Source organism: Flammeovirga yaeyamensis, assembly GCF_018736045.1.
Lineage (GTDB): Bacteria > Bacteroidota > Bacteroidia > Cytophagales > Flammeovirgaceae > Flammeovirga > Flammeovirga yaeyamensis.
In genome coordinates this window covers 1,176,260-1,194,309 of sequence record NZ_CP076132.1, presented here as the reverse complement: position 1 = coordinate 1,194,309, position 18,050 = coordinate 1,176,260, and the positions used below count along the sequence as shown (strand labels likewise).

Here is an 18,050-nt window from a genome sequence, read left to right as displayed (position 1 = left end):
CAATGAGTAATTATAAATTAATGCTTTACGTTTTGGGGTGGTTAATGATCACCTCAAACGTTCAAGCACAAGAAACTTTGTCTTTAGAGGATTGTAGAGCAATGGCCTTATCTCATAATAGAGACCTAAAGACAGCTGCTTTAAAGATTCAAGAAGCAGAAGCCAATTACAAGTTGGCAAAGAAAGCTTATTTACCGAGTATTGAAGGTTCTGCAACTGGTATTATGATGCCTACTTTAGAATTGGATTTATTCCCTGGAATGTCTATTCCTGGAGGACCAAGTATCCCTGCTATTGGAGTAGACAAGCCAAGTATTCTTACTGCTGGCGTATTTGCGGTACAACCTGTATACACTGGCGGTAAAATAAAAGCGGTAAATGCCCAAGCCAAATTGGGAAAAGAGATGAGTCAGGAAAACTATAAGTTAACCTATGCTCAATTGGTAGAGAAAACAGATGAAGCCTATTGGAATGTAATTGCAGCCAAAGAAGGTGTAAAGCTGACAAAAACCTATGTGGAAATGTTGGACAGTTTGGAATCTCAAATGGACTTGATGTATTCGGAAGGTCTTCTTCCTTTAAGTGAAAAACTAAAAGTAAGTGTACAAAAAAATCAAGCTGAATTAGAGCAAGTAAAAGCCGAAAATCAAGTAAAATTGGCTAAACTCTTTTTAAGTCAGATTATTGGTGTAGAAGATGAAAGTCAATTTGATTTCTTTGATCAATTAGATTTTAACGAACAGCAATACAATATTCAAGAAGGAGTAGAAACTGGATTATCGCAAAGATCAGAAATAAAGCTTTTAGAGAATCAAGTTCAAATTAGTGTATTGGAACAGAAGTCGACAAAAGCAGATTATTTACCACAAGTGGGTGTTATGGCTGGTGGTGCTTATATCTATGGCAACAATGGTTTAGATAATATCGACCCCATTGGTGTGGTTGGTGGAGCCGTTAAAATTCCGATTTTCCACTTCAAAGAAAGTAAAGAAAAAATGACTGTAGCACGTTTAAAAACACAAGAGGCCATTCATCAAAAAGACAATGCTACAGAAATGATATCTATTGAGATACGTCAGATTGGGTATCAATTAGATGAAAATAAAAGATCGATCGCCATTGCTCAAGAGAACATCGAGCAGGCAGAAGAAAGTTTAGAAGAAACCAAAGTGAGTTTTTCATCAGGTTTAAATACTACTACTGATGTTTTACAATCACAATCTGAGTTATTAAAAATGCAGTTTGAGTTGATCCTCGCTTTAAAAAATCATGAAGTATTAAAAACAAAGTGGCTTCGTGCCACAGGTCAGATAGAAAACCCTCCTATTAATTAGTTTTAATTGAGTTTTAGATAGTCGTTGTATCCAAGTAAATTACACTATATCGAAAGTTTTTCTACTTTTGGTATAGTGTTTTTAAATTAGAGAATATGATCCACCAGCCAGATAACATATATACCCGGAAGTCTATCATCCAAAGAATATTACTTACGATAATATTGGGGTTAGCATCAAATTATGGATTATTAGAATTAATGGGTGGGCCGCCAAAAGGTGTAAATATTTTAACTCCATTTATTGCTGGAACATTCTTCTATGTTTTGTTAGTAGAATCCGTAATTTGGATTGATAAACAACTAGAAAAAAAGATCCCCTTTACACCAAAGAACTTTAGAAGAAGAATCTTAAGTCAGCTAGGATATTCATCAGTATCTGCCTTAATCATTCTATGTGGTTTGATGTTATTGATTCAATTTCCTAATTATGAGAGGGACACCATCATAGCAACTGTTTTATTCTTTTTGGTCTCTATTATTATTTTCATTTCCATCAGCTTTATATTCATTCTATTTAGAATCATCAATAAAGGAATCGAAATGATTTCTGAAGTAGAGAAACTAAAAAGAGATAAAGTTGAAATGAGCTACAAAGCACTTCAGGATCAATTAAACCCACACTTTTTCTTTAATAACCTAAGTATATTAAAGTCTTTGATAGTCTTGAAGAAAGAAGAAGAAGCAAAGACATTTATCACTAACTTTTCCAATATAAGTAGATACGCTTTGCAACATTCTGATTGGGTGACGATCCAAGTAAAAGAAGAGGTAGAGTTTGTGAATCAATACACTTCCATTCATCAAGAAAGAGCGAAGGATAGCATATTTCTTGATATCAAATTATCTGAGGAAAACTTAAATAAAGAGATCCCTCCAATGACTTTACAATTACTTATTGAAAATGCCATAAAACACAATATAGCAGATAAAGAAAATCCACTCAAAATTGAAATATTTGATGAAGGAAATCAATTGATAGTTCGAAATACACTAAACGAGAAACAATCAGCTTACTCCACTAAGAAGGGCCTAGAAAACTTAAAAAAGCGCTTTGGCATCTTAGTAGATAAACCTATATTGATAGATAAATCAACCACACATTTTACTGTAAAATTACCATTAGTATAAACCAAGGAAATGAAGTATTTAATTATCGAAGATGAAATGTATAATGCCGAAATGTTAGAATTAATGGTTCAAACGCTTCGTCCAGATTGGCAATTAGTAGATAAAATTGATAAAGTAAGCACAGCTATAGAGTGGTTCTCAAATCAACCCAATGCATGTGATGTTATCTTTATGGATATTCAATTAAAAGATGGTATTTCATTTTCTATTTTTGATAAAACACAGATCAACCAACCGATAATTTTTACCACTGCTTTTAATCAATATGCCATCCAAGCATTCGAAGTAAACAGTGTGGATTATCTTCTAAAGCCAATTGATGAAAACAAATTAAGTAAAGCGATTGAAAAACTTGAAGCGACAATTACCCCTAGTAAATCAGAAGACATCGATTACCAATTGATCTTATCAGCTATTCAGGGGGAAAAGAAAGAATATAGAAAACGCTTTTTGATACAAGGAACACAGGCCTATTACAAATTGGATGTCAACGAGATTGCTTATTTAAAAAGTGAATCTAATATCACCACAGCCGTTTTATTTAGCGGGAAAGAATACATACTTAACCATACGATGGAAAGCTTGGAATCTCAATTAGATCCAAAAGATTTCTTTAGAGTAAATAGAAGTTGTATTGTGAGTATTCAAAGTATTAAGAGTTTTGAAAATCACTTTGGAGGAAAGTTAGCCGTCTTTCTTACCACAAATGAACAACCGGAAATCATGATCAGCAGATTAAAGGCCAACACCTTCAAAATGTGGATTGATCAATAAAAAAATAGTCATCATTTCTTTCTGAATGATGACTATTTTTGGTTTTTCCTTTCTTGTTTCTTCCTCTTCTTATTTTCCTTCCTAAACGCTTTTGCTTCTGAAAGTAAATCTTTTCTACCTACTGCATACAATTGGATTTTGGTGTAGTAGTTTTCGGCAGCTTCATAATCCTTTTGCTTTTTAGCATCTCTTGCCAAAGCAGCTAAAGAGTAATGATAATATCCCGATCCAAAATCTTTAATTTCTTCTACATATTGCACCGCTTTCTTGAAATAGAATTCAGCTGAATCTCTGTCACCAAGGTAATCTCTATAATAAGACCCTAAGAAGAAAGCAGCATAACGACCACTCATTTCCTCGTATCCCGTCTGTTTCTCTTCTACTCTATCATAAAGCGATTTACAGACTTTAAATAATTGAGGGTAGCGTCCGCTATAGTATAATAATCGAGCGTAATATCTATGGAAGTAAGGGTTATTTGGATACTTCGTGTGCAAATAGTCAGAAATCTGAAGGGCACGAATCATTTTTCCTCCTTTAGAAGAATGTACCTTCATCAGGTAATACATCGCTTCTATACGTGTATAAAAAGCCTCTTTACCACATGTTTCTAACTGTTCAATTCCTAATTCTTTATCTCCAGAATCAAATACCCATAAAACTGGACGAAGCATTTTATAATTTTCCTTGATCCACTCTACATAGTAATTGTAAAGCCCATCTCCGTAAAGTAACTCAGGAGTAAGATCGGTTTTAGGCATTTCTTTCAACTTATCGAAATAGTTCAATGCCTTTCTTACCGAGAAAGTAGCTTTTGTCCAATGATGTCTTTCACCATGTAAACGCCCTTCAAAAGCCCAAGTACCTGCTAAAATGAAAAGTGCTTCTTGATTCTTTTTATCCTCTTTGTACATCGCTTCTGCGTAATAAATAGCAGAATCCATATAAGCAAAAAATTGATCGTCGTAAGTATTATTTTCAATATTAGGAACAATTTTCCACCATTGGCATAGACCCATTAAAAAATAAGGTAAGGGATGTTCGGGGTAATGACTTTTTAACCAATGAAATTGTCCTTCTGCCACTTTAAAATCGAAGTTATACATGGCGTCAATACCAGAAGTAATTTCGAGCTGTACCGTAAGATTGGTCATAAGCATATCTACCTCATCTAATTTTGGAAGTTTTTGCTGTGCATTCACTTCATTATTAGTGAGGAAAAATACTAATATCAATATGCTTTTATAAATAAACCTCAAGGCGTAGTTTCCAATTGAAGAACAAATTTGGTAGTAGTCCCAGAGTAGTTTTTGCGTTACTCTTTAAAAAGACAACTCAATTTATACTCAATAAACCAATGTTAGGCAGTCTTTATCCTTTCTATAAGATATTTTAAGTTTTTTTACAATTCAAATTACATCTTCAAGCAATGTTTCTGTGTCAAGCAGGTGTTTACCCCAAAGTTCTAACCATTTCTCTGTTTTGGGTAAAAAGTCCATTTCTTCTCCGTAAAAAGTGCCATCCAATTTACATGATATTAATCCATCATTGATTTTTCTGAAGAAATAAAATCCAGCATCAATATCTTTTGAGAAATCGATAGTTGGTACTTTTTCCTTAGCGAGCACTTCATTACATGCCCTTATCATCTGATGAAAATGAGCATTTGATGGATCGCCCATAGCTGATTTAGTCAAATAAGAATACAAAGAAATCTGTAAGGCTTTTGCATAATCCACATCATCGATAAATACCTCCCAATCTTTGGGCTTCATTTTCGCCTCCACATAGCTTCCCGATTTATAATCTACAATTCTTAGTTTACCATCTAAAACGTCTATTCTATCGGCCATACCAGCCAAACGTAACTCTACTTTTTCTCCATTTATATCCAATGTGACATTGTGATTGATAAACTCCTCCAATCGAACAATTCCAAAAGCTTTCGATTCGGATGCCTCCAATTCCACGATCTGTTTTTTGAAAAAGCGTACGATGATATTCTCAGCAACCGATTTTAATAAAAGGTTTTGACCTTTCACCAACTCTACCTTCTCTTTCTTGGCAGCGTCTTCAATAAGTTGAATGATAAAAGGTCGGTCATCTATAGCTTTCTTAAAATCATCTATCCTCAAAACAAAAGAAGGTTGAATTTCCTTTTTCTTAGGATCATACTCATCTTTTAAACCTGCCATTCTTCTAAAACCCCATTCCATAGCAGTGTGCACTACATTACCAAAGCTTCTAGAATCCAAATCCTCTTCAATATCATCCGACTCATCTAACCCAATTACTTTTTGATCTATAAACGTGAGTGGATTTCTGATATATGAACTTATGGATGATGGACTGACCCCTTTTTTCAATCGAGTAATGATACTTTCTTTTAACTCTTCGGATTTCGATACCTTAATTGGTTCCGACATTGTTTTATCTGCTTTTGCCAATAACCAAGCTTCTTGATGATCGTCTATTTGTTTTACTCTAAATCCACTGTCTTCCATCATTTCCTCCTTTACCTGAAGCAGGTATCTACTTTGTTCGCCTACATCACTTCCAGAATTGGCATCCAAATAACTAAACATTAGATGTTCCGAACGGTGGAATAAGCGGTAGAAAGTATAAGCAAAAGCGGCGTTTTTATCTTTGTATGTAGGTAATCCATAATTCGATCGGATATCGAATGGTATAATCGCTTCTACAGATTTTTTTGTTGGGAGCATTCCTTCATTACAAGTCAGAATCAAGACGTTTTTAAAATCCAAAGCACGGCTTTCCAACATACCCATAATCTGTAACGGGGCGATAGGTACACCTGTAAAAGGTACTTTAGTTCCTCTCAGCAACTCTAAAAGCAATGTTTTAAACGGGGATGTAGATAATTCAATTTTTGAATCTTCAATAACCTTATTCAAATGTTTTAAGTGCTCGAATAATATACTTAACAGCTCCTGTTCATAACTATAAATAGAATCGGATATTTTTACTTCCTCTTCTCCTACCGAATTGATGCTCGATTTCATCATACGCAATAAGGCATTGATCAAGTCGATAAAGTTTTTGATAATGTCCTTGTAGTTATTTTTCCAAGGTCGGAATACCACCTTGAATATTTCCATGTCACCCGATGCATCCACCAGGTAATCTAAAGGAATATTGATGAAATTTTTGTTGACAATATCATCTAAAATGCTGCTAGCAATCTGATCTATTTCTCTATAATTGCTATTGAAGAAAGGGTGTCTTAATATGTTCTGAACATCCTTGAAATAAAAATAGGCCTTTTTATCCTTTTCTTCTACCCTTTCTTTCATTTTGAAAATCACTTTGATAAGATCAAAAAGTGGAGTAGTATCAAAACTTACACCCATGGTAATGTTGGTATATTCGGCCAACGTCTTCCCATCTTCAAAAGTAATATCAGGCAATGATTTTAGTAAAGCAGGTAGTAGGCTTTCATCGGGTAATAAGATAGCAGTATGATTTAGCGTTTGACTAAACTCTAATTTATCTTTTTCAGTCGATAATAAAGAAGTAAGCCACTCCCCTGCCAATTTTACTTCTCCAACCGTTGAACTCACTGATTTAAACCCTACCACTTTATCGTGGGTATTGAATTGGTCTATAGCAAAATGAGGGTGTTGGGCGCCAAAACCATTCACATATTTTCTTAAATAGTAACCTGCTTCGTGATTGATTGATTTATCTAAATAACGTTTATCAGCATCGAAATAGGTTTGTCCTTTTCCTAAATCGTTTAATTTTTGAACGATCTCTTGTTCTACCCCACTCATTTGAGAGAAACCTGCGAAAATGACTTTCTCTATTTCAAGTTCCTCCATTCTAGCTTCCAGATTTGTAAGTGCTTCTCTGAAAAGCATACCGCCATAAGCCAAACCTTTTGATAATAACGATTTTTTAAACGTCGCATAAGAATCAGCAAGGCGTTGCCAGAATATCAAGAACTCAGTCATGGAAGTCTTCCCCTCCCTCCAATTGTTTTTTAAATCTTCTTTTTCCTCATCACCTAATCCTTGTGCCCAATCTTCTAAAAGCTTTATTTCATTTAGATGTTCGAACATCTCGTCTACCTCCTTTTCATTCAGATTATTATCAATCATTTTGAATTCTGAAAGAAGTGACTTCCCTAAATGAACAAATTCCTCAATTTTTAAATCCTTATCTTTTTCCCGATACACCTTAAATAGTTCGAACAATAAGGTCACATCATCCGCTTTCAATAATTGAGAGAACAATTCTGCAAATCCTTCCATCGATATAATTTGAGGAGCGATGGTTAATTGATCGATAACACTACCAAAATATTGTTTAAAGTACATACAGGCTCTTCGAGAAGGCAGTACAACAATAATTTTAGTTAGTTCATTTTTATGTTGCTGATAGACATTTCTTGCTACTTCTAATAAAAATGGTGAAGGATAGGTTTTCATTCTTAAGGGAAAAAAGGGGGTAGATAATAACTTTTTCTAGCATCGAAAATAAGAGGAAAAAATATAATATTTAAGGTGTATCAAAATAAATTTCACCAAAAGTAAAACCTATAGCAGATTTGTTCGTAAATTGAGTAGAGATTCACTTTAATAATCCGCCCAAATATGAACTTCTATACATTTTGTACAACAATTTTATTGATAATTGCAACATTTATCATTCTCCCAATATTTAAAGGATTTCAATATCTTCTTTCCCTAATATGGAAAGCTGTATCATGGATATTTATGACCGCTTTAGCTTTGATGATTGGAATGTATTTTCAATATCAACGTTTGAAGAAGGCAGTTTTTGTTCTTGATCCTGTTCCTGTACCCTCAAAATAGAGAAAAAGTTACTATCAAATGTTTGTAACAAATTGATAATAACCCATAGAATGTTATTTAAAATTTACTATTTCATGAATTTTTTTGTTTAAAAATCAAAAAAATCGAAATATTTAAGTCTAACCTTTAACATTACAACGGTTTCGCAATCGGTTTCTGAAAAGGTTTCTTAAAATGGTGATCTACATCATAACATTAGAAAAATAAATTCTAAAAATTGCAATCAGAATTTAGAATTGTCCATTTGACGTCAATTCGTATTCAACTGAAAATAAAACAATAAAATAAATCAATTTTAATCATATGTCACGTTTCGAAGAAAACTTCAAACACCCTTACGCTTACGACCCCAAATACAAAAAGCGTGTTGCTTATTTCTGTATGGAATTTGCTATCGACCAACCATTTAAAATCTATTCTGGTGGTTTAGGTTTCTTAGCAGGTTCTCACATGCGTTCAAGCTACGAGCTTAACCAAAACTTCATCGGTATTGGTATTCTTTGGAAGTACGGTTACTATGACCAAGTACGTAAAGGTAACCAAGAAATGGATGCGTTATTCCAAGAGAAGATCAACAACTTCTTGGAAGACACAAATATCAAATTTACTATCGAAGTAAACGGTCACCCAGTTTGGGTAACTGCTAAGTATTTGCGTCCAGACGTATTCAAGACAGTACCAATGTTCTTCTTGACGACTGACCTACCTGAAAATGATTACTTGTCACAATCAATTTCTCACCGTCTATATGACGCTGACGCTTCTGCAAAAGTTGCTCAGTACATGCTATTAGGTTTAGGTGGTGCTAAATTATTAGATGAGTTAGAATATAACGCTGAAGTTTACCACTTCAACGAGGCTCACGCCCTTCCTGCTGCGTTCCACTTAGCGAACAAGTATGGTAAAGACATGGAGAAAGTGAAAGAAAAATTAGTTTTCACTACTCACACACCTGAAGAAGCTGGTAACGAGAAGCACGATATCCACTTCCTTAATAAATTAGGTTACTTCAATGGTATTCCATTAGACGAAGTAAGAAAAATGACAGGTATCGAAAACGATACTTTCGATCACTCTCTTGCTTGTTTACGTCTATCGAGAGTAGCTAACGGTGTATCTAAATTACACGGTGAGGTATCAAATGATATGTGGAACAAATACGACAACATTTGCCGTATCACATCAATCACTAACGCACAAAACAGAACGTATTGGGCAGACGATCAATTGTACTCAGCACTTCATAAAGAAGATGACGAGAAATTATTAGATCGTAAGAGATACTTAAAATCGAAATTATTCGAAACAGTAGCTGACCAAACTGGTAAGTTGATGGACCCTAAAGTCTTGACTATCGTTTGGGCACGTCGTTTCGCTGCATATAAGCGTGCTGACTTGATCACTAGAAACAAAGAGCGTTTCAACAGAATCATGAACAACCCAGACCGTCCAGTTCAAATTATCTGGGCAGGTAAGCCTTATCCAATGGATTACGGTGCGGTTTCAGTATTCAACCAACTAGTTCACCTTTCTAAAGACTATGGTAACATGGCTGTTTTAGTAGGTTACGAATTGAAGCTTTCTCGTAAGTTGAAGCAAGGTTCTGACGTATGGTTGAACAACCCACGTGTACCTCGTGAGGCTTCTGGTACATCAGGTATGACATCTGCAATGAATGGTGGTATTAACCTTTCTACAAACGATGGTTGGATTCCTGAATTTGCTAACGGTGAGAACTCATACGTTCTTCCTCTAGCTGATTTGAACGCTCCAATCCACGAGCAAGATGAGCAAGACTTGAACAGCTTGTTAGATATCTTGGAGAATGAGATCATCCCAACATACTACGACAAGCCAGAAGAGTGGAACGAAAGAGTGAAAAACTCTATGAGAGACGTTCTTCCTTACTTCGATGCTAACCGTATGGCATTGCAGTACTACGAAAAATTATACAATGAGTAAAAATTAGTAGGTTAACGCCTATTTACTATACAATTGTTATTTACTAAGCGAGTCTAATGAAATTAGGCTCGCTTTTTTTATCTTCGCAATCCCATTTTATTTAACCGAAATTCGAACCACAAAGGGAAGTAAACTTTCTATTGTATTTTGAATCATCAAAAAATAAAGGGAAATTATATGTATGATAGTAGTTATCAACAGATTTATTCCATTTAAGGGGTATACAGCAATGGCTGTTTATCCTTTTGTGTTTGTGCGAAAAGAATTTGAGAGTTATCAACATTCTGAGGAATGGAAAAGGATGATTTTACATGAAAAAATTCATTTCGCTCAACAAAAAGAACTATTGTTGATAACTTTTTATTTTATCTACTTTTTAGACTTTCTTTTTCAATTACTTATTCACAAAAATGTGAGTAAAGCCTATCGATTGATCTGTTTTGAACAAGAAGCATATCAAAATGAAAAAAACAAGTCTTACTTATCAACACGTAAGCGTTTTTCTTGGCGTAAATACTTTCAATATTTTAGAAAAAGAGTGTAGTTATTCACTTCGATTGGATAATTGATGTGTTTTTCTCTTATCAAATTCTCCCCAAGGTTTCTTTTCCTCTCAATAAAAATCACGATAGATTACTGATCATCAAAAACTTAATCATCAGATTACTTTTTGATAAGATCATGATCACTCTTATATTCTATTAGCTCAAAAATAATCAGCAACTTTTACCCACAACATAAATTCAAACTACTCAACTAAAACTAAACGAAATGAAGAAATACTTATGGACTTCCCTCCTTTTCATCTTCACATCTTTCCTATTATGGGGATGCAATGAAGATGAACAAAATCAAGAAAAGCTTTCTGATGAAGAATTAATGGAAACTGTCCAAAAACAAACTTTTAAATATTTCTGGGATTATGGACATCCGCTTGCGGGATTAGCAAGGGAACGTAGCAATGGTAATGACGATATTGTTACCACAGGCGGTTCTGGATTTGGGATTATGGCCATTATTGTAGGTATAGAACGTGGATATATTACTCGAGAAGAAGGAACAAAACGATTGATTCAAATCTATGAGTTTCTAAACAAATCAGATCAGTTTCATGGTGCATTTCCACATTGGTACGATGGATCTACAGGTAAAGCATTTTCATTTTCTAAAAAAGATAATGGTGGAGATTTAGTGGAAACCGCATTTCTAGTTCAAGGAATTATTACCTCTCGTAATTATTTCAATCAGAATAATGAGGAAGAAAAAGAACTTAGAAAATTGGCAACTTCTTTATGGGAAGGTGTCGATTGGGATTGGTATAGAAACGGTACTGAAAATTTATATTGGCACTGGTCTCCAAACTATGACTTCCAAATGAATATGCCTTTATATGGTTTTAACGAAACGCAAATTGTGTATTTATTGGCAGCAGCCTCACCAACACATCAAATTGATCCTAGTATTTATAAATCGTGCTGGGAAAATGGTACGGATCGATATCAATTAAGCTTAGAGAAAGATTCTGCCAAACCGTTGTTCTGGGCACATTACTCTTATATTGGTTTAGATCCTAAGTTTAAAGACGGAAATTCAGAAAAATCATACTTTCAATTAATGAAAGAAAGAACTTTAGAGAATAGACTTTGGTGTATCAATCAGAAAGATAAATACCCTAATTATGGAGAAAAAGAATGGGGTTTAACCGCTAGTGATGACCCTTTCCGTGGGTATATGGCACATGAACCAACGACCAACTTAGATAATGGTACAATTTCTCCAACGGCAGCTTTATCGTCGATTGTTTATACTCCAAAAGAATCTCTTGAGGTAATGCGACACTTATATGAGACAAAACCTAAACTATGGGGTGAATATGGCTTTAAAGATGCCTACAACCTATCCAACAACGATTGGTATGCTGAATCTTATTTAGCCATTGATCAAGGACCGATTATCACTATGATTGAAAATTACAGAACTGGACTTTTATGGAAATATTTTATGATGGACGAGGATATAAAAACAGGAATTCAAAGGTTGAATTGGACTTTTGAGCAATAATCTATTCTGTTAATCAACAAAAAAGTGCTTCTCTTTAATTAGAAAAGCACTTTTTGATATTTAATCAATCAATTAGATTTCAAAATATATTACTCCAAACCGACTTTAAATGATAAAGGAAAAATGTAAACACTTTCGAATGCTACTCCTCTTGTTTTAGCGGGTATCATATTAGCATCTTTAAATACTAGAGATATCACTCTAAAAGCTTCTTTATCACATCTTGGACCAATACCTTCTACTACTTTAAAGTTATAGGCATCTCCTTTTTCACTGATGTACATTCTTGTATATACCTTCCCTTTAACCTCACCATTTTTAGCTTCTCTTGGATATTTTATCACATGAGCAATAGAACGATAAACATGATACTTTCCTTTCTCATGCTTTGGTTCTTCTGTGAGTTGGAAATAGGTAAATTCTTTTTGGTTTTTGATAGATACTCCAGACATCAATTTACCATGAGCATCATACTTTTCGGTATATGTAAAAGACAATAGGTTATTTTTTCCGATCCATTCACCTACCTTATTTCCATTTTTTACTTTTCCTTTAGCAGTATGAATTCCATCCCAAGAAATGTAATCCAGAACGCCCTTTCCATCTAGAACTGTTTGTTTGCCTTCTTTATTCCAAGCATTTTTAATTTCGACATTTTTAGAATTAAAAGGATGCATCTTAATCAATTTCAATTGACCGTTGGGGTAATACTCCACTTCCTCCACGATCAAGACACCTTTATTATAAGTTTCTTTCTTTGCTAACGTTCCATTTTTATAATAATGGGTCATTTCACCGTGTTTTATACCTCGAACATACTTAAGGTATGTTCCTTTAGACTTTATGTTTCCATCTAAATAATAGACATAAACAGAATCTAAAACATTTCTTTCAGTGGATAATCGAATTTTAGCAATTGACTTCGCATCCGTTTTTCTGGTACATTCTAATTCATTTTTATCCAAATAAATAGAGATATAATCAGATTGAGCATTTACAGAATAACTTGTTAAAAGTAAAGAAAATAGTAATAGTCGAAGAGTTGGTTTCATGAGAATAGATACAGGAGTAGTACCTCTAAGATTTTTTAAGCTTAAATTTAAAATAAGCTTTACCGTCGGTAGCTACGCCTCGATTTTTAGTTGGTTCAAAATTAAATTTCTTCAAATACTTTCTTACAATTGCTAAAGCTTGGCGTTCGCTTTCTGATGTAGGTTCATCTGTAAATCTCATTTTAGCATATTCTCCTTCACCATCTTTGTTTATATAGACTGAGATATATACATGATCTGAATTTATATCCTTTGGTAAATTATTGATTTTGGATTTCACCTTTTTATAAAGGACATAATTCAACACATAGGGATAAACATATTCATCTTTATAGGTAAATACCTTTTTATCAGATTGTCGCACAGCCTGTCCTTTTTGCAAAGAACCATCAGCTCTGTAAGTATCTGTAAATGTAATATCAAGGTCTTCAACATACCCTGTCCATTCTCCTATTTTATGGAACTTTGTCATTTTCCCCCCGTAAAGCTTTCCGTTTTTTTCTGACTTCCAAAAATATTCACCCTCTCCATTCGTACAGATTTGTTCTCCTTCTTCATTCCAGGCATTTAAAAATTTTTCTTCATCATAACCACCAATTAGTATCAACTCTGATCTTTTCTGGCCTTCAGGGAAAAATGTTTCTACAAATACATCTTTTTCAGACTTTTTATAATGATAAATCCTGCTAACATTTCCGTTTTTATAGTACTCTTTAAACTCGTTGATGTACCTTCCTTTTTTTACATCTTCTTTGAGTCCATTTGTTAGTAATACTCCATCAATTGAAAATGTTTTTATTTGATATAATGGAGTTTCAGTACCTACATTCTCAATAGTTTGATAAAATTCAGCTTCGCTCTTCTGACATTCAGCCTTCCATTTGTTGAGATACATTTTTTCTTGGCCAAAAACAGAAGTTGTGATGAATAAAAGGTACCCTAGTACCGTTGTAATAGTTTTTTGATGTTTCATTTTTAATTGAAGTAGTTTTAAAAAGTAAAGTTTGTATAAAAATAAAAAAGCAATTAATGCATTTACATTAATTGCTTTTTTAAAGTTACTATTTCTAAATTAGAAATTATAATTTTTTCACCTCACCTAATTCAGGATCACCTTCTTCTCTGATAATCTGAACAGATACGATTTTATCGTTTGGACGAATATCATCTACTACTTCAACACCTTCGATTACTTTACCAAAACAAGTATGGTTACGGTCTAGGTGAGAAGTTTGTGCACGGCTGTGGCAAATAAAGAATTGTGAACCACCTGTGTTTCTACCAGCGTGAGCCATAGATAAAACACCACGGTCATGGTATTGGTTGTCGCCATCCAATTCACATGCAATTCTGTAACCAGGTCCACCAGCACCAGTACCGTCAGGACATCCACCTTGGATTACGAAGTTAGGGATCACTCTGTGGAAAGTTAAACCATCGTAGTAGTTGTGTTCTGCAAGGTCTACGAAGTTAGCCACTGTATTAGGAGCATCGTTTAAGTAGAAATCTACTTTCATATCTCCTTTATCTGTTTTAATGATCGCTTTCATATCAATAATTTTTGAATAATTAAATTAAAGTGATGCAAAGGTAATTAAATTATCGATTTATGCATGATTAGGACGTAATGGAGTCAGATTAATTAGAGAAGAAACTATTACCTTTTCTCCATCGTAATCTCTTTCTACGGCATTTCCTTTTTCCAACATCAATAATTTATTTCCATTATCCAAAGTAACCACATATGTCTCGTAATAGGCTTTCCCTTGATTTACAGCATCAGTGATAACTGCGATGGCATTATCATATCGATCCTGATCCTTTTCTGATATATATCTATCTAAAGAAATATCTTCACCAAAGTAATTTTTCCAAGTTCCACTTTGATGCACTATTTCTTTTGGATTACTGCCACTTCTATAGATTACTGGGTTAGGTACTTTATCAACACCACTATCCAATTCACCCTCAAATTCTAATTTGGAAGCAATACTACAAATAGCATATACCTTACCCGAAGAATTCACCATAGGGAATTTTACACATTTGAATTTGCTACCATCCTCTCTTGTGTCTAAATAAGAAATTTCTGTTTCTTGTTCAGAAATAGCCTCATCCAGTTCCCAAATTTCTTCTCCTTTTTCAGGACCATAGATTTCTACATCGGTTTTACCGATAATATCAAAGTCAACATCCAATGAAGATATAAATGTCTGATCGGCCATGATATACTTACCATCAAGATCTTTCATGTACACCTCTGCATCGTAAGTATCAAAAATAGCTTTCATTTGTCTTCTTGACTCGATAAGATCTATTTCTCTTTGCTTACGATTGGTAATATCATGGAACATTACTGTTGCACCAACAATTTGATTATCGTCTGATATAATTGGGTAGTATCTCGTATCCATGATGCGTTTTAAATTTCCGAATTGGAAACTCATCTCATCATTAAATACTTCTCCGTCCAATACTCTTCTAATGTTTTTATGATAATGATCCCTGTTTTCTGGTCGTACCATATCCAAGATCACTGTTTCTCCTTCAATGATATCTAAACCTCTAGTTTTTAATGCTTCCTTGATCGCATTGTTGGCTAGAGTAACCATCATTTTTGTATCGATAGCGATGACAAAATCTTGTGTTACATCTAGGAAAGCTTTTAAGTTCGCTTCTCTAAGAGATAATAATTCTTGGGATACTTTTAAGTCTACATTAGAAGAAATATCATTAATCGCTCCCGCAAATCGAACAGCTTTACCATTTTCATTATGTTTTACTGCTCCTGAAACATGGAACCATTTGTAAGTACCATCTTTTAGTCTCAGTTGTACATCTGTTTGATTTGGTGCAATACCTAAATGATCATTAATAAGACCATTGAATATTTTAGTTGATTCTTCTCTTTGAGTTGGGTGTATATTTTGTAAGAATGAATCTAAAGAATTTTCTAATTCACCTTCTTCATAACCAAGTAACTCTTCGAAACGAGGAGACCACCAGAAAATGGTAGAACTATCCAATTCTCCATCTTTTAAGGCTGCATCCCAAATACCTTCAGTAGTACCTTGCAATGCTAGATCGAACCTTTCTAGTGTTTTTTCTAATTCGTTCGTTCTTTCTTTTACTTGATTTTGAAGTGTTTTCTTTAAGTTTTCTAATTCGATCTGACGTCTTTCCATTTCCTCTTGAGTCGCTTGCAGCTCCTCATAATTCTGACGCATCTCTTCTTCTTGGCTTCTTAAGTGATCTCTTTGTTCTTGAGATGACATTAATAGTTCTTTGGTTCTTTCGTTATTTTTTGCCGTTCTCAGAGTAGAGGCAATAGATTCAGCTACTTTCTCTACAAATTCTACTTCAAAGCTTGCTATTTCTTTAAAACTTGCAATTTCTAAAACACCTTCAACAGCATCATTAATCTTTAAAGGAACAATTAAAACTGCTCTCGGTGTAGAATCACCTAAACCTGAAGTAATTTCAATATATCCCGAAGGAACGTCATTAAGATAAATGGTCTCTCCTAGCAAGTAAGATTGCCCAAGTAATCCTTCAGCAAAGCGACCATCGACATGTATCTTCTTCTCTATGATTCTTTTTCTCTCAAAAGCATACGTTGCTTCTAGATTAAGATATCTTTCTCCATCTTCATCTTCTTCAATAAAGAATAGCTCTCCTTGGTTAGCATTTAAGTAACGAACCAATTCGGTCACAATAGAATTTGATAACTCTTTGATATCACTGTACTGTCTAAGAATATCTCCAAAATGGGCCATACCCTTAGTAATCCAGTTTCGTTTTTCATCCTCATCTGCCACATTTTTCAAACGATCTCTCATTTGAACCAATGCATTACCTAACATATCGTGATTACCTGCCGGCAAGAAATCTGCTTCAAAGTTCCCTTCACCAATGTTTAAGGCAAAAGCAGATGCTTTATCCAAGTTTTGTCGGAGTCGGTTGGACGAGGTAATGATATCGTTCATCTCATCATTGGTTTCTTCGATATTTTCACCGAGATCACCCACTGATAAACGGTCCAATTGATTAATTGGCCGTTGTAATGAGGTATTTAATGTTCGAATTACAAGTAGTGATGAACCAATGGCCAAGATGGCAAAGAATGCTGTAACAAAGGCAATTGATGAGTTAGCACTATCAATATCTTCGTTGATTCTCTTTACATCATCCAACATGGCTTTTTGTTGCTGTTGAGATAATGGGCCTAAATATTCTCTAATTTCTGCTTTAAGTGGTGATATATTGTTCAATAAATAATCGACAATATATTCGTCTACCTCTACTTTCTTTTTAAAACTTTCGAGCTTTAATCGTAATGTGAGGGAATCGAGTTCTTCTATATCTTCTTGAATTGCTGCAAAATCGGTAAGATGTTGCTCAAAGTAGAGTTCTAGATCGTCCTGACCGTGTTTATACTCCTTCAAAAGAATACCTAATGCATCTATGGAACGTCTGTCTTGAGAGGTCAGTTGTTTGCCTAAAATTTCTAGTTTTTCTAAGGCTGGTAAAATATCAGTATCCCAAAGCGAGTTTCTTTCGTCTTTGTAACTGTCGTCTTTTGTCAAAAAGTAGCCTCTTTGTGCTGCAGATACCCTATCGAGACCTGCATTAATTCTAGAAGTCATGACGGTGATAGGATTTCTAGTTTGGATTACCCTATCACCAACATCACTTACTAATTTATTTTGATAGACCACAAAAATTGTGAAGGCAATCAAAATCAAAAGGTAAGAAGTCGTTAGGAGAACGTTCCTACCCTGAATAGTTCTAAAACTAAAGTAACGTATTAATTGACGTTTAAAATTATCTGTATCAATTCTATTTCTCATCGAGAAGTCTATTTTTCAGCTAGATAACACAGAGATATCAGCTGTACCT

At 34.2% G+C, this 18,050-nt stretch carries 13 protein-coding genes; 7 read left to right on the top strand and 6 right to left on the bottom strand.

What is annotated here, in order from left to right; all coding sequences use genetic code 11:
• Window positions 1-2 precede the first annotated feature (2 nt).
• The 3 genes from KMW28_RS04630 (at window position 3) to KMW28_RS04620 (ending at window position 3,238) form a co-directional block, all read left to right on the top strand.
• On the top strand, window positions 3-1,334 hold the full coding sequence (locus KMW28_RS04630; RefSeq protein ID WP_169664353.1) for a TolC family protein: 1,332 nt from the start codon (window positions 3-5) through the stop codon (window positions 1,332-1,334).
• Window positions 1,335-1,498: 164 nt separating this feature from the next.
• A complete protein-coding gene (locus KMW28_RS04625; protein ID WP_215585805.1) occupies window positions 1,499-2,464 on the top strand; it encodes a sensor histidine kinase in 966 nt (321 codons plus the stop codon).
• Window positions 2,465-2,473: 9 nt separating this feature from the next.
• On the top strand, window positions 2,474-3,238 hold the full coding sequence (locus tag KMW28_RS04620) for a LytR/AlgR family response regulator transcription factor (RefSeq protein WP_169664351.1): 765 nt from the start codon (window positions 2,474-2,476) through the stop codon (window positions 3,236-3,238).
• 32 nt (window positions 3,239-3,270) lie between these two features.
• Here KMW28_RS04620 and KMW28_RS04615 read toward each other — a convergent pair whose 3' ends face one another.
• Window positions 3,271-4,473 (bottom strand): tetratricopeptide repeat protein, encoded by a 1,203-nt coding sequence (locus tag KMW28_RS04615; RefSeq protein WP_169664350.1) that lies wholly within the window; start codon window positions 4,471-4,473, stop codon window positions 3,271-3,273.
• Window positions 4,474-4,647: 174 nt separating this feature from the next.
• On the bottom strand, window positions 4,648-7,689 hold the full coding sequence (locus KMW28_RS04610) for a PD-(D/E)XK nuclease family protein (protein ID WP_169664349.1): 3,042 nt from the start codon (window positions 7,687-7,689) through the stop codon (window positions 4,648-4,650).
• Between the two features lie 165 nt (window positions 7,690-7,854).
• On the opposite strand from KMW28_RS04610, the gene KMW28_RS04605 reads away from it, so the two are divergent.
• The 4 genes from KMW28_RS04605 to KMW28_RS04590 all read left to right on the top strand — a co-directional run bounded on the left by KMW28_RS04605 (window position 7,855) and on the right by KMW28_RS04590 (window position 12,099).
• The gene (locus tag KMW28_RS04605; RefSeq protein WP_215585803.1) at window positions 7,855-8,076 is read left to right on the top strand and encodes a hypothetical protein; all 222 of its coding nucleotides are present in this window, start codon (window positions 7,855-7,857) and stop codon (window positions 8,074-8,076) included.
• A gap of 303 nt (window positions 8,077-8,379) precedes the next feature.
• Window positions 8,380-10,038, top strand: coding sequence for an alpha-glucan family phosphorylase (gene glgP, locus KMW28_RS04600; protein WP_066209876.1), 1,659 nt, complete (start codon window positions 8,380-8,382; stop codon window positions 10,036-10,038).
• A 181-nt stretch (window positions 10,039-10,219) separates the two neighbouring features.
• Window positions 10,220-10,582, top strand: a complete 363-nt coding sequence (locus tag KMW28_RS04595) for a hypothetical protein (protein WP_205958186.1) — start codon at window positions 10,220-10,222, stop codon at window positions 10,580-10,582.
• 227 nt (window positions 10,583-10,809) lie between these two features.
• A complete protein-coding gene (locus KMW28_RS04590; RefSeq protein ID WP_169664348.1) occupies window positions 10,810-12,099 on the top strand; it encodes a glucoamylase family protein in 1,290 nt (429 codons plus the stop codon).
• Between the two features lie 89 nt (window positions 12,100-12,188).
• Here KMW28_RS04590 and KMW28_RS04585 read toward each other — a convergent pair whose 3' ends face one another.
• The 4 genes from KMW28_RS04585 to KMW28_RS04570 form a co-directional block, all read right to left on the bottom strand.
• Complete coding sequence (locus tag KMW28_RS04585; protein WP_169664347.1) at window positions 12,189-13,151, bottom strand: energy transducer TonB; 963 nt, start codon at window positions 13,149-13,151, stop codon at window positions 12,189-12,191.
• A gap of 25 nt (window positions 13,152-13,176) precedes the next feature.
• Window positions 13,177-14,124: a hypothetical protein gene (locus KMW28_RS04580; protein ID WP_169664346.1), complete on the bottom strand. Its 948-nt coding sequence runs from the start codon at window positions 14,122-14,124 to the stop codon at window positions 13,177-13,179.
• A 106-nt stretch (window positions 14,125-14,230) separates the two neighbouring features.
• The gene (locus KMW28_RS04575) at window positions 14,231-14,701 is read right to left on the bottom strand and encodes a peptidylprolyl isomerase (protein WP_066209884.1); all 471 of its coding nucleotides are present in this window, start codon (window positions 14,699-14,701) and stop codon (window positions 14,231-14,233) included.
• Window positions 14,702-14,758: 57 nt separating this feature from the next.
• Window positions 14,759-18,001 carry a PAS domain-containing protein gene (locus KMW28_RS04570; protein ID WP_169664345.1) on the bottom strand — a complete coding sequence of 1,081 codons (3,243 nt, stop codon included), beginning with the start codon at window positions 17,999-18,001 and terminating at the stop codon, window positions 14,759-14,761.
• Window positions 18,002-18,050: the final 49 nt, after the last annotated feature.

Excerpts from the sequence above, each read along its gene's own strand:
- KMW28_RS04610 (WP_169664349.1), bottom strand. The coding sequence starts at position 7,689 with ATGAAAACCTATCCTTCACCATTTTTATTAGAAGTAGCAAGAAATGTC.
- KMW28_RS04595 (WP_205958186.1), top strand. The coding sequence starts at position 10,220 with ATGATAGTAGTTATCAACAGATTTATTCCATTTAAGGGGTATACAGCA.
- glgP (WP_066209876.1), top strand. The coding sequence starts at position 8,380 with ATGTCACGTTTCGAAGAAAACTTCAAACACCCTTACGCTTACGACCCC.
- KMW28_RS04605 (WP_215585803.1), top strand. The coding sequence starts at position 7,855 with ATGAACTTCTATACATTTTGTACAACAATTTTATTGATAATTGCAACA.
- KMW28_RS04570 (WP_169664345.1), bottom strand. The coding sequence starts at position 18,001 with ATGAGAAATAGAATTGATACAGATAATTTTAAACGTCAATTAATACGT.
- KMW28_RS04580 (WP_169664346.1), bottom strand. The coding sequence starts at position 14,124 with ATGAAACATCAAAAAACTATTACAACGGTACTAGGGTACCTTTTATTC.
- KMW28_RS04590 (WP_169664348.1), top strand. The coding sequence starts at position 10,810 with ATGAAGAAATACTTATGGACTTCCCTCCTTTTCATCTTCACATCTTTC.
- KMW28_RS04620 (WP_169664351.1), top strand. The coding sequence starts at position 2,474 with ATGAAGTATTTAATTATCGAAGATGAAATGTATAATGCCGAAATGTTA.
- KMW28_RS04630 (WP_169664353.1), top strand. The coding sequence starts at position 3 with ATGAGTAATTATAAATTAATGCTTTACGTTTTGGGGTGGTTAATGATC.
- KMW28_RS04575 (WP_066209884.1), bottom strand. The coding sequence starts at position 14,701 with ATGAAAGCGATCATTAAAACAGATAAAGGAGATATGAAAGTAGATTTC.
- KMW28_RS04585 (WP_169664347.1), bottom strand. The coding sequence starts at position 13,151 with ATGAAACCAACTCTTCGACTATTACTATTTTCTTTACTTTTAACAAGT.